We start from the raw sequence: 12,244 nt of genomic DNA, 5'->3' as shown, positions 1-12,244 counted from the left end.
ATCAGCCTTTAAAGAAATTCACAAAGCCGGTGAGAATCGCGGCATTAATCAAATCGACGAAGAACGCGCCGACCATAGGCACAATCAAAAACGCCTTATGCGATGCGCCGAAAGTATGCGTGATGGACTGCATATTTGCCACCGCCGTCGGCGTTGCGCCCAAGCCGAAACCGCAATGCCCGGCAGCCAGCACCGCCGCATCATAGTCGCGCCCCATAAAGACATAGGTAACAAAAGTCGCGTACAAAACCATCACCACGGTTTGTACGGCAAGGATGACGGTTACAGGTCCCGCCAAACCGGTCAGCTCCCACAGTTTCAAATTCAGCAACGCCATTGCCAAAAAAAGCGAAAGCGAAGCATTGCCGAACACATCGATGGCGCGGTCGAACATATTGACCTTGAATGCGGCGGTGAGGATGTTGCGGATGACCACGCCGCCAAACAGACACCACACGAATTTGGGCAGGTCGAACAGGTATTCTTTGTCGAAGCCGTCCATAATCTCGGCAAACGCCAGACACGCGGCAAACATAGCCAGCGTTTCAACGGCAGATTCCGCCGTAATCAGGCGGGTGCGTTTTGCCTGCTCGAACACGTCGTCCGCATTGTCGTCCTGAGCCTGTTTATTATTTTCAACCGGTTTGCGGCCCATTTTGTTGATCAGGCGGCGTGCAACCGGTCCGCCGATCAGACCGCCGAACACCAGCCCGAAAGTAGCCGAAGCCATACCCAAGCCGGTTGCGCCGACCAAGCCGTATTTGGTTTCAAAATCCGGCCCCCAGGCACCCGCCGTACCGTGTCCGCCCGTCAGCGTAACCGAACCGGTAATCAGACCGATGAGCGGATCCAAACCCAAAGCGGAAGCCAGTCCGACCCCGACAAAGTTTTGCACCAGGATAAATCCGCCCACAATCGCGGTAAACACCACCAGCGGCAAACCGCCCGCCTTCAAGCGGGAAAAATCCGCGCTCAAGCCGATGGACGTGAAGAAAATCAGCATAAACGCATCTTGCAGCGGTTTTTCAAATTTGAAGCTCACGCCGTACGCCTCGTGCAGCGCAAACAGGATAATCGCGGCAATCAGCCCGCCCGCCACGGGTTCGGGGATGTTGAAATCACGCAAAAATTTGATTTTCTTAACTAAAACCTTGCCGACCAGCAAAACCAAAGTGGCGGCAATCAAAGTGTAATAACTGTTAAACGCCCATTCCATATCGTTTGACCTCCTAAAATGTTTTTCTTTATGTCCGCCCGAAGGGGCGCAGGCGCAGGGATATTAGGGGAACAGTTAAGGCTTGTCAAAGAATCGCCGTTTTTCCAACCGTTTTTTACAAACAAAATGCCGTCTGAAACTCTGTTCAGACGGCATCGGGCATCCGCACCTGTTCAATATAGTGGATTAAATTTAAATCAGGACAAGGCGACGAAGCCGCAGACAGTACAAGCAGTACGGAACCGATTCACTTGGTGCTTCAGCACCTTAGAGAATCGTTCTCTTTGAGCTAAGGCGAGACAACGCCGTACCGGTTTTTGTTAATCCACTATACAACTATTTTTTACAAACAAAATGCCGTCTGAAACTCCGTTCAGACGGCATCGGGCATTTTGCACCTGTTCAATAATTGGTCGAACAGAACTGCTCGCGCTTGTCCGCATCGGCGGCATAACACGTCAAACCCATACCTGCCGCGTTGCTGTTGGCCGCTTTCGCTCCCGGTTTTTTGTTCACCGAAACCTTGCCGTCTTTGCCGATTTCAACGGTTACGCCTTTGCCGTTTTTCATCTTCCATTTCAACACTTGCGCATCGGCACTTTGGCACTTGCTGACCGTACAGCCGCCCTCTGCCGCGACGTTGCCGTTTTTATAAATCACGCACTGCTGCCGGCTGTCGGCACAGGCGGCAAACGCAGAAACCGAAAAACAGGACACCAGCGCGGCAAACAGAACTTTTTTCATGGTTCGGACTCCTTATTTAAACAGGTTGGCAATAATTTGAAACTATACGCCTGTCTGCATATCCATGCCACAACCCCGCAAGATGCCGTCTGAAAAGCGCAAATCGGAGCTTATGAGCTCCGCTTTTAAAATAGTCCTATTTCAAATCCGATATAAAAACGGCGGACCGGAAGCCCGCCTTACTTTTTACCGCTTCAGCTTCGCAAACGCATCCGCCATCGCCGAATTGGTCGGGGCGCGGTCGTTGCGTTGGGGTTTGCGGCCGGCTGTCCGTTCTCGGCTGCGGTTTTCAGACGGCATTTTATGTTTTGCGCCGCCCGGTTCATCATCCAAGCGCATCGTCAGCGCAATGCGTTTGCGTGCGGCATCGACTTCCAGCACTTTCACTTTCACCACGTCGCCGGCTTTCACCACTTCGCGCGGGTCTTGGACGAACTTATCGGACAGGGCGGAGATGTGCACCAAACCGTCCTGATGGACGCCGATGTCCACGAACGCGCCGAAGTTGGCGACGTTGGAAACTACGCCCTCTAAAATCATACCGATTTGCAAGTCGCTGATTTCGCGGATGCCTTCGGCAAACGATGCCGTCTGAAACTCGCCGCGCGGGTCGCGGCCGGGTTTTTCCAGCTCGGACAGGATGTCCAGAATGGTCGGCAGGCCGAAGCGTTCGTCGGTGAAGTCGGATGCTTTGATTTGCTTCACACGCTCGCGGTTGCCGATGAGTTCGGCGGCGGTAATGCCCTGTTGCGCCAGCATTTTGGCGACGACGGGATAGGCTTCGGGGTGGACGGCGCTCGCGTCCAGCGGCTCTTTGCCGCCGTTAATCCGCAAAAAGCCCGCCGCCTGCTCGAAGGTTTTTTCGCCCAAACGCGGTACTTTCAGCAATTTTTTGCGGCTGTCGAACGCGCCGTTTTCATCGCGGTAGGCGACGATGTTTTGGGCAAGGGTTTGATTCAAACCGGAAATCCGCGCCAAGAGCGGGGCGGAGGCGGTGTTCACGTCCACGCCGACGGCGTTCACACAGTCTTCGACCACCGCGTCCAGCGATTTGGCGAGCCGGCTTTGGTTCACGTCGTGCTGATACTGGCCCACGCCGATGGATTTGGGGTCGATTTTGACCAACTCGGCGAGCGGGTCTTGCAGCCTGCGGGCGATGGACACCGCGCCGCGCAGGGAAACGTCCAAGTCGGGGAACTCGCGCGCCGCCAGTTCGGACGCGGAATAAATCGACGCGCCGGCTTCGGAAACGACGATTTTGTGCAGCCCCATTTCCGGCATTCCGCGCACCAGTTCGCCCGCGATTTTGTCGGTTTCGCGGCTGGCGGTGCCGTTGCCGATGGCGATGAGCTTCACGCCGTGTTGTTTAATCAGGCGCGCCAGTGTTGCCAACATATTGTTTTCTTGATGCAAATAGACGATGACGGTATCCAACAGCTTGCCCGTGTCGTCCACTACGGCGCATTTCACGCCGTTGCGGTAGCCGGGGTCAAGACCCAAAGTGGTCAGCCGTCCGGCGGGCGCGGCGAGCAGCAAGTCTTTGAGATTGCGGGCAAACACGGTAATCGCGTCGGTGTCGGCGGCTTCTTTCAAGCGGTTCAACGCTTCAAGTTCCAACGACAAAAAGATTTTCGCGCGCCAAGTCAGGCGCACGGTATCGCGCAACCATTTGCAGCCGTCTGAAACCTTGAAACGGCGGGCGATGAGTTGCTCGTATTCGCTTTGCTGCGTAATCGGCGTGTCGTCGGGCTGATATTTGAGCGCGATGTTCAACACGCCTTCGTTGCGGCCGCGCAAAACCGCCAGAGCACGATGGCCGGGCATAGTGCGGACGGGTTCGCGGTGGTCGAAATAATCGCTGAATTTTTCGCCTTCGGTTTCTTTGCCTTCAACGACTTGTGCGTGGATTTCGGCTTCGTTCCACAGCTTGTCGCGCAGCGTGCCGATGAGTTCCGCGTCTTCGGCAAACTGCTCCATCAGAATCGCGCACGCGCCGTCCAGCGCGGCTTTGGTGTCGGGGACGTTTTCGTTCAGGTAGCCCTGTGCGGCGGCTTCAACGTCCTGCGGCTGCTCGGCAAGCAACGCGTCCGCCAGCGGCTGCAAACCGTGTTCGCACGCGATTTGCGCCTTGGTGCGGCGTTTGGGCTTGTAGGGCAGATACAGGTCTTCCAGCGCGGTTTTGTTGTCGGCTGCTTCGATTTGCGCCCTGAGGTCGTCTGAAAGTTTTCCTTGCTCTTCAATGCTTTTTAAAACAACGGCTTTGCGCTCCTCCAACTCGCGCAGGTATTGCAGCCGCTCGGCAAGCTGTCGCAACTGCGTATCGTCCAGCCCGCCCGTGGCTTCTTTACGGTAACGCGCGATAAAAGGGACGGTCGCGCCGTCGTCCAAAAGCTCAATAGCGGCATTGATTTGCGCGGCAGTGGCGGAGAGTTCTTGGGAGAGGATTCGGGTGATTTTCATAAATTGCCTCCGTGATGCCGTCTGAACAGCCGACGGCGCAATGTGGGTAATCGTTTGGAAAAGATGTTTCAACACACAGAACGACACATAAAGCACCACCCTATGTGTTGCCCTGATTTAGAAGGGGTTACGTCCCTCCCAAATAAAGTCTGATCCTACCGCCCTAAAGGGCGGGGTTTCAACCGAAAAGGAAATACGATGAAGATAATACTGATATACTTTGCCCGATACAATCTGAAAGGAATGTTTATGACCGTCCTGATTACCGGCGGCACCGGCTTTATCGGTTCGCACACCGCCGTCTCACTCGTCCAATCCGGTTACGATGCCGTGATTCTGGATAATCTGTGCAACTCGTCTGCCGCCGTCCTCCCGCGCCTTCGGCAAATTACCGGCAGAAACATACCGTTTTATCAGGGTGACATCCGCGACCGTCAGATTTTGAGGCAGATTTTTTCGGAACACGAAATCGAATCCGTCATCCATTTTGCCGGTTTGAAGGCAGTGGGGGAAAGCGTTGCCGAGCCGATAAAATATTACGGCAACAATGTTTACGGCAGCCTGGTGCTGGCGGAAGAAATGGCGCGCGCGGGCGTGTTCAAAATCGTATTCAGCTCGTCGGCAACCGTTTACGGCAATGCGAAAAAAGTCCCCTATACGGAAGATATGCGCCCGGGCGATACCGCTAATCCTTACGGTGCGTCCAAAGCGATGGTGGAACGGATGTTAACCGACATCCAAAAGGCCGATCCGCGTTGGAGCGTGATTTTGTTGCGCTATTTCAACCCGATCGGCGCGCACGAAAGCGGCTTGATCGGCGAACAACCCAACGGTATTCCCAACAACCTTTTGCCCTATATCTGCCAAGTGGCTTCGGGCAGGCTGCCGCAACTGTCGGTATTCGGCGGCGATTATCCGACCCCCGACGGTACGGGAATGCGCGACTATATTCATGTGATGGATTTGGCAGAAGGGCATATCGCGGCAATGAAGGCGAAAGGCGGTGTTGCCGGCGTACATTTGTTCAACTTGGGTTCGGGGCGCGCCTATTCCGTTTTGGAAATCATCCGTGCCTTTGAGGTCGCATCCGGCTTAAATATTCCCTATCAAATCCAACCCCGACGCGCCGGAGACTTGGCGTGTTCCTTTGCCGACCCGTCCCATACCAAACAAGAGACGGGCTGGGAAACCAAACGCAGCCTTGCGCAAATGATGGAGGATTCGTGGCGTTGGGTCAGCCGCAACCCCGACGGATATGGGGATTAAATGCAAACCGCAAACAAAAAAACCATCCTCGTTACCGGCGGCGCGGGCTTTATCGGTTCTGCCGTTGTCCGCCATATTATCCGAAACACCCGGGACGCTGTCGTCAATGTCGATAAGCTGACTTATGCCGGCAATTTGGAATCTCTGACCGAGGTAGCCGACAGTCCACGCTACGCTTTTGAGCAAGTGGATATTTGCGACCGCGCCGAACTTGACCGCGTGTTCGCGCAATACCGGCCAGATGCCGTGATGCACTTGGCAGCGGAAAGCCATGTCGACCGCTCTATCGATTCGGCAGGCGAGTTTATCCAAACCAATATCGTCGGCACGTTCAATCTGCTGGAAGCTGCGCGTGCCTACCGGCAGCAAATGCCGTCTGAAAAGCACGAAGCCTTCCGTTTCCACCATATTTCTACCGATGAAGTTTATGGCGATTTAAGCGGCACAGACGATTTGTTTACCGAAACCGCGCCCTACGCGCCGTCCAATCCTTATGCCGCATCTAAAGCATCTTCCGATCATCTTGTCCGCGCGTGGTTGCGTACTTACGGCTTGCCGACCATTGTAACCAACTGCTCCAACAACTACGGTCCTTACCATTTTCCGGAAAAACTCATTCCTTTGATGATTCTGAACGCGCTTGATGGCAAACCGCTGCCTGTGTACGGCGACGGTATGCAAATCCGCGACTGGCTGTTTGTCGAAGATCATGCCCGCGCGCTGTATCAGGTTGTAACCGAAGGTGTTGTCGGCGAAACCTACAATATCGGCGGCCACAATGAAAAAGCCAATATTGAAGTAATCAAAACCATCTGCGCCCTCTTGGAAGAACTCGCTCCCGAAAAACCGGCCGGCGTGGCGCGTTATGAAGATTTAATTACTTTCGTACAAGACCGCCCCGGCCATGACGTGCGCTACGCCATTGACGCTGCCAAAATCGGCAGGGAGCTGGGCTGGGAACCGCAGGAAACATTCGAATCCGGCATCCGCAAAACCGTGCAATGGTATTTGGACAACAAAACCCGGCGGCAAAACGCATAAAACGGCAAAACCGCACGAAACGTTTAGGTACGGGCAAATATAGTGGATTAACAAAAATCAGGACAAGGCGACGAAGCCGCAGACAGTACAAATAGTACGGAACCGATTCACTTGGTGCTTCAGCACCTTAGAGAATCGTTCTCTTTGAGCTAAGGCGAGGCAACGCCGTACTGGTTTTTGTTAATCCACTATGGTTTTCAGACGACATCCCGACGCAATACCGTCTGAAAACCCATCGCAAAGGAAGAAAGAAAAGATGTTTCAACACACAGGACGGCACATAAAGCGTCGCCCTATGTGCCGTCCTGATTTAGAAGGGGTTACCCCCTCCCAAATAAAGTCTGATTCTACCGCCCTAAAGGGTGGGATTTCAACCGAAAAGGAAATACGATGAAAGGCATCATACTGGCAGGCGGCAGCGGCACGCGCCTCTACCCCGTCACGCGCGGCGTATCCAAACAGCTGCTGCCCGTGTACGACAAGCCCATGATTTACTATCCCTTGTCCGTATTGATGTTGGCAGGAATCCGCGATATTTTGGTGATTACCGCGCCCGAAGACAACGCCTCTTTCAAACGCCTGCTCGGCGACGGCAGCGATTTCGGCATTTCCATCAGTTATGCCGTGCAACCCAGTCCGGACGGCTTGGCACAGGCATTTATCATCGGCGAAGAATTTATCGGCAACGACAACGTCTGCTTGGTTTTGGGCGACAATATTTTTTACGGTCAGTCGTTTACGCAAACATTGCGGCAGGCGGCGGCAAAAAAACACGGCGCAACCGTGTTTGCTTATCAGGTCAAAAATCCCGAACGTTTCGGCGTGGTCGAATTTGACGAAAACTTCAACGCCCTGTCTATCGAAGAGAAACCGCAACAGCCCAAATCCGATTGGGCGGTAACCGGTTTGTACTTCTACGACAACCGCGCCGTCGAGTTCGCCAAACAGCTCAAACCGTCCGCACGCAGTGAATTGGAAATTTCCGACCTCAACCAAATGTATTTGGAAGACGGTTCATTGTCCGTCCAAATATTAGGACGCGGTTTCGCATGGTTGGACACCGGCACGCACGAAAGCCTGCACGAGGCGGCTTCCTTCGTCCAAACCGTGCAAAATATCCAAAACCTGCACATCGCCTGCCTCGAAGAAATCGCCTGGCGCAACGGCTGGCTGACGAAAAAAGATGTGGAAACACAGGCAAAGCCTTTGGAAAAAACCGCCTACGGGCAATACCTGCTGCGCCTGATCGGCAAATAAATGCCGTCTGAACCACTTTCTTCAGACGGCATACAGAGAAAATCATGAACATCATCGACACCGCCCTCCCCAACGTAAAACTTTTAAAACCGCAAGTCTTCCAAGACGGGCGCGGCTTTTTTATGGAAACCTTCCGCGACGGGTGGTTCAAAGAAAATATTGCCGACCGAACCTTTGTTCAGGAAAACCATTCCCAATCACGCAAAGGCGTATTGCGCGGCCTGCACTACCAAACCGAAAACACACAAGGCAAACTCGTGCGCGCAATTGCCGGAGAAGTGTTCGACGTGGCCGTCGATATGCGAGAAGGTTCGCCGACTTTCGGCAAATGGGCAGGCGCAACCCTGTCGGCGCAAAACCAATACCAGCTTTGGATACCCGAAGGCTTCGCACACGGGTTCTACGTTTTGGGCGACACGGCGGAAGTCGTGTACAAATGCACGGACTATTACAAGCCGGAAGCCGAACGGGTTTTAATATGGAACGACCCGGCAATCGGCATAGGCTGGCCGCTTCAAACCGCGCCGCTGCTGTCGCCCAAAGACCTTGCCGGCAAAACGTGGGCACAAGCCGAAAAGCTCCGCCTTCCGCTTTCCCGATAAAAAATGCCGTCTGAACGTTTCAGACGGCATTTTTTCCGACAGCCTACCTACCCGCCTTCAGTACGCGCCGTGCAAAAATAATCATTCCGGTAACGAAGAACGCCAAGCCCAGCCAAGAAGCGGCGGCATCCCAGTTTTGCAGATTCAATGCAAGCGGCGCATCCGAGCCGCCGTTGGTCACGGAAAAGGCAATAATAAACGCCATAATCACACCGATCAGGCTTTCACCGACAATCAGGCCGGCCGCGAAAAGCGTACCGATACGGTCGGCGTTTTTCAGACGGCCTTCACGGTTTTCCGCTTTTTTGCCGATGATGTGTTTCAACACCGCCGCCAACACCGCGCCTGCCACGATGGGCATATTGACGGACGGCGGCAGATAAATGCCCATACCGACCGCAAGGACGGGCAGGGCAAGTTTGCCGCCTGATGATTTTTTCAACACCAAATCGGCGGCAATCAACACCGCACCAATCGCGATGCCGGTAAAGATATAGACCCATTCAAGGTTGTGGGCGAAAATGCCCGACGCGATGGTCGTCATCAAAGTCGCTTGAGGGGCTGCCAAAGCCTGCGCCGCGTCCATACCTTCGCGCGGCATTGCGCCGGTAAAGCCGTAGGCTTCGTAAAGCAGTTCCAACACGGGTGAAATCACCAGCGCACCGACGATACAGCCGATAATCAGGGCAACTTGCTGCCGCCAAGGCGTGGCTTTGAGCAGGTAGCCGGTTTTCAGGTCTTGCAGGTTGTCATTGGAGATCGAAGCCACGCAGATTACTGCCGAGCCGCAAAATAAAGTCAGTGCCAGCAAAAATTTGCGGTTTGCCTCATCCGCCATCAAACCGCCGGATTCGCCCACCAGCAGCAAAACCAGCGAAATCACGACGATGGAAACGATGCCAACGCCGGAAATCGGGCTGGAAGACGAGCCGACCAAACCCGCCATATAACCGCAGGCGGCTGCGACCAAAAAGCCGATGACGGAAGCCAAAAGCGTGCAAACGACCACTAAAAGCCAAGCCATGCCGCCCGTAATGTGCGAATCGCCGATAAAGTGGTAAAACGACACGCCTAGAATAAACATCATAGACAATACCCAGAAAATCATGGCTTTAGGCGACAAATCCTGTTCAGCGCGTTCTGTAGCGGGCGCACCGCCGCCAAAACTCTTGAACGACATCTTCATGCCTTCCACCATTGGCTTGAGCAGCATCAAAAGCGTCCAAACCGCCGCGATACCTATGGTTCCCGCGCCGATGAAGCGTACTTTTTCCTTCCACAGATTCATCGCAAACGCCGCCATTTCTATATCAGAAGGCTGCGGGATGTGCGATGAAAAATACGGCACGGCAATGCCCCAAGCAATCGAAATGCCCAACAGAATGGCGATACCGCCCGTCAGTCCGACCAAATAGCCCGCGCCCAACAATGCCAGTGAAAAGCCCATCGGCAATTGGAAAATTGCCGTACCGCTTTTAAACCAATAACTCGCGCTATCGGCAATCACACGCAGACCACCGGCGCAAAAACTCATCAATCCCGCCAACGCGCCGCCGGCCGCCAGCTCTTTGATACCGCTGCCGCCCTGACGGTTATCCCCTTCTTCATGACCGCCCACTTTCAAAATTTCAGCAGCCGCCACACCTTCCGGATAAGGCAAATCGCTTTTCACCACCATCGCGTAACGCAGCGGAATGGTAAAAATTACCCCCAAAATCCCGCCGGCAACACATAAAAGCGTCGTCTGCCAGAACGGAAAACCGCTCCAGTAGCCCGCCATCAACAAACCGGGTAGGACAAAAATAATGGTCGAAAGCGTACCCGCCGCCGAGGCTTGGGTCTGCACCATATTGTTTTCCAAAATATTGCTGCCTTTGAAAAACTTTAAAACCGCCATCGAAATCACCGCCGCCGGAATCGACGAGGCAAAGGTCAGTCCGACTTTCAAACCGAGGTAAACATTGGACGCAGTAAAAATTACAGTAATCAATGCACCGAGTATCATGCCTCGGAGCGTCAGTTCGCGGTATTCTTCTACCGAACCGGATAAAGATTTATTCATTATTCTTCCTTTGACAACAGATTCCCGCATATTGTTGGCAATATGTCATAATGTCAAGTTTTAAAAAGAACAGTTAAAAACAGTTATCCAATCCTATCTCTTACTCCCTTGAAAATAAAAACTATTTTCAAGCAAACAAAAACAGCCGTATCAGGGAGATTCCCCGATACGGCCGCCTGTTTACAAGCCTCAAAATCAATCAAACAAATCGCGCAGCTTGTCTAAAAACGATTTCTTACGCGGTGTTTGATTTTCCAACCCGGTAGAAATCCGTTCAAACTCTTCCAAAAGCTCTTTTTGACGGTCGGTCAAATTGACAGGCGTTTCAACAACAATATGGCAGTACAAATCGCCGGTCGCGCTGCTGCGCAACGATTTGACACCCTTACCCTTCACGCGCATCCTCCTGCCGGTTTGTGTTTCTTTAGGGACGGTGAGCTTGACTTTGCCGTCCAAGGTCGGCACTTCCAACTCCCCGCCCAAAGCAGCCGTGGCAAAACTGATCGGCAGTTCGCAATGCAAATCCAAACCATCGCGTTGGAAAATCTTATGCGCCCGAATGCGGACGGTTACATACAGGTCGCCGGCAGGCGCGCCGTGCATACCCGGCCCGCCTTCGCCGCTCAAACGGATACGCTGCCCGTCATCGATACCGGCGGGAATATTGACTTCCACCGTCTTGACGGCCTTATTCCGCCCCGCGCCACGGCATTTGACGCAAGGTTCTTTAATGTGTTTGCCGGCACCGTGGCAGGTCGGGCAAGTCTGCTGCATACGAAAAATCGCCTGCTGGATGTGCACCGTACCCGAACCTTTGCAAGTCGGGCAGGTTTCCGGGGATGTCCCCGGTTTCGCGCCGCTGCCGTTGCAGACATCGCACGATTCATAAGTCGGAATATTGATGCGTTTCTTCACACCTTTTGCGGCTTCTTCAAGCGTAATTTCGATACCGACTTGAACGTCCTCGCCCTGATAATCAGGCTGGGCGCGCCCCGAACCGCCTCCAAACATTTGGCTGAAAATATCCCCAAAGTCAAAACCTTGAGCACCGCCGAATCCTCCAAACCCTCCGAAGCCCCCCTGTCCGCCGCCTTCAAACGCCGCATGACCATATTGATCATACATAGCACGCTTTTCTTTATCGGACAAAGTTTCATACGCCTTTTGTACTTCTTTAAACTTCTCTTCCGCCTCTTTATTGTCAGGATTGCGGTCGGGATGGTATTTCATCGCCAATTTACGGTAAGCTTTTTTAATCTCATCATCGGTAGCTGTTCTTGCCACACCCAGCGTCGCATAAAAATCTTGATTACTCATTTTTTCATCTAATTCAAAATAAAATCACGGCTTAAAATAAGGGCAATTGCGCAAAACACAAGACAAACAGACTGCCATAGCTTACAAACTGAAACAGAATACACTTTTCAGACAGCATAAACCGATGCCGTCTGAAATCTTCAGGTATGCGCGACACAAAAACTTAGACAGGTATAAAACCAACCGCCATGAAGTGTTTTTGTTATAAAAACGCCGCCCGAACGCATGTTCAGACGGCATTTCCTTTGCGTCGATTCATTCCCCGATATAGCGCAGGTC

At 53.3% G+C, this 12,244-nt stretch carries 10 protein-coding genes; 4 read left to right on the top strand and 6 right to left on the bottom strand.

Going from position 1 to position 12,244, the window contains the following annotated elements; genetic code table 11:
• Window position 1: 1 nt before the first annotated feature.
• The 3 genes from gltS to Q3O12_RS05885 all read right to left on the bottom strand — a co-directional run bounded on the left by gltS (window position 2) and on the right by Q3O12_RS05885 (window position 4,420).
• On the bottom strand, window positions 2–1,216 hold the full coding sequence (gltS, locus tag Q3O12_RS05900) for a sodium/glutamate symporter (protein ID WP_003714171.1): 1,215 nt from the start codon (window positions 1,214–1,216) through the stop codon (window positions 2–4).
• 402 nt (window positions 1,217–1,618) lie between these two features.
• Window positions 1,619–1,960 carry a hypothetical protein gene (locus Q3O12_RS05890; protein ID WP_118787398.1) on the bottom strand — a complete coding sequence of 114 codons (342 nt, stop codon included), beginning with the start codon at window positions 1,958–1,960 and terminating at the stop codon, window positions 1,619–1,621.
• A gap of 186 nt (window positions 1,961–2,146) precedes the next feature.
• Entirely contained in the window at window positions 2,147–4,420 is a 2,274-nt protein-coding gene (locus Q3O12_RS05885; protein WP_301669731.1) for a Tex family protein, read from the bottom strand.
• Between the two features lie 249 nt (window positions 4,421–4,669).
• On the opposite strand from Q3O12_RS05885, the gene galE reads away from it, so the two are divergent.
• The 4 genes from galE (at window position 4,670) to rfbC (ending at window position 8,586) form a co-directional block, all read left to right on the top strand.
• Window positions 4,670–5,686, top strand: a complete 1,017-nt coding sequence (gene galE / locus Q3O12_RS05880; RefSeq protein ID WP_301669730.1) for a UDP-glucose 4-epimerase GalE — start codon at window positions 4,670–4,672, stop codon at window positions 5,684–5,686.
• Window positions 5,687–6,727, top strand: coding sequence for a dTDP-glucose 4,6-dehydratase (gene rfbB, locus Q3O12_RS05875; RefSeq protein WP_301669729.1), 1,041 nt, complete (start codon window positions 5,687–5,689; stop codon window positions 6,725–6,727).
• A gap of 390 nt (window positions 6,728–7,117) precedes the next feature.
• Window positions 7,118–7,984, top strand: a complete 867-nt coding sequence (gene rfbA, locus Q3O12_RS05870; protein ID WP_301669728.1) for a glucose-1-phosphate thymidylyltransferase RfbA — start codon at window positions 7,118–7,120, stop codon at window positions 7,982–7,984.
• A gap of 44 nt (window positions 7,985–8,028) precedes the next feature.
• Entirely contained in the window at window positions 8,029–8,586 is a 558-nt protein-coding gene (gene rfbC, locus Q3O12_RS05865; protein WP_301669727.1) for a dTDP-4-dehydrorhamnose 3,5-epimerase, read from the top strand.
• Window positions 8,587–8,629: 43 nt separating this feature from the next.
• Here rfbC and Q3O12_RS05860 read toward each other — a convergent pair whose 3' ends face one another.
• From Q3O12_RS05860 to Q3O12_RS05850, 3 genes are all read right to left on the bottom strand, one after another.
• Window positions 8,630–10,648, bottom strand: a complete 2,019-nt coding sequence (locus Q3O12_RS05860; RefSeq protein WP_301669726.1) for an OPT family oligopeptide transporter — start codon at window positions 10,646–10,648, stop codon at window positions 8,630–8,632.
• A gap of 195 nt (window positions 10,649–10,843) precedes the next feature.
• Complete coding sequence (gene dnaJ / locus Q3O12_RS05855) at window positions 10,844–11,965, bottom strand: molecular chaperone DnaJ (RefSeq protein WP_101088183.1); 1,122 nt, start codon at window positions 11,963–11,965, stop codon at window positions 10,844–10,846.
• Window positions 11,966–12,046: 81 nt separating this feature from the next.
• Entirely contained in the window at window positions 12,047–12,205 is a 159-nt protein-coding gene (locus Q3O12_RS05850) for a hypothetical protein (RefSeq protein ID WP_199904216.1), read from the bottom strand.
• Window positions 12,206–12,244: the final 39 nt, after the last annotated feature.

This window comes from Neisseria benedictiae (assembly GCF_958267435.1).
Taxonomy (GTDB): Bacteria; Pseudomonadota; Gammaproteobacteria; order Burkholderiales; family Neisseriaceae; genus Neisseria; species Neisseria bergeri.
This window is presented reverse-complemented; position numbering and strand designations above follow the sequence as displayed.

Bases quoted from the DNA above. Each gene is read 5' to 3' on its own strand.
- gltS (WP_003714171.1), bottom strand. From the start codon at position 1,216: ATGGAATGGGCGTTTAACAGTTATTACACTTTGATTGCCGCCACTTTG.
- Q3O12_RS05890 (WP_118787398.1), bottom strand. From the start codon at position 1,960: ATGAAAAAAGTTCTGTTTGCCGCGCTGGTGTCCTGTTTTTCGGTTTCT.
- Q3O12_RS05885 (WP_301669731.1), bottom strand. From the start codon at position 4,420: ATGAAAATCACCCGAATCCTCTCCCAAGAACTCTCCGCCACTGCCGCG.
- galE (WP_301669730.1), top strand. From the start codon at position 4,670: ATGACCGTCCTGATTACCGGCGGCACCGGCTTTATCGGTTCGCACACC.
- rfbB (WP_301669729.1), top strand. From the start codon at position 5,687: ATGCAAACCGCAAACAAAAAAACCATCCTCGTTACCGGCGGCGCGGGC.
- rfbA (WP_301669728.1), top strand. From the start codon at position 7,118: ATGAAAGGCATCATACTGGCAGGCGGCAGCGGCACGCGCCTCTACCCC.
- rfbC (WP_301669727.1), top strand. From the start codon at position 8,029: ATGAACATCATCGACACCGCCCTCCCCAACGTAAAACTTTTAAAACCG.
- Q3O12_RS05860 (WP_301669726.1), bottom strand. From the start codon at position 10,648: ATGAATAAATCTTTATCCGGTTCGGTAGAAGAATACCGCGAACTGACG.
- dnaJ (WP_101088183.1), bottom strand. From the start codon at position 11,965: ATGAGTAATCAAGATTTTTATGCGACGCTGGGTGTGGCAAGAACAGCT.
- Q3O12_RS05850 (WP_199904216.1), bottom strand. From the start codon at position 12,205: ATGCCGTCTGAACATGCGTTCGGGCGGCGTTTTTATAACAAAAACACT.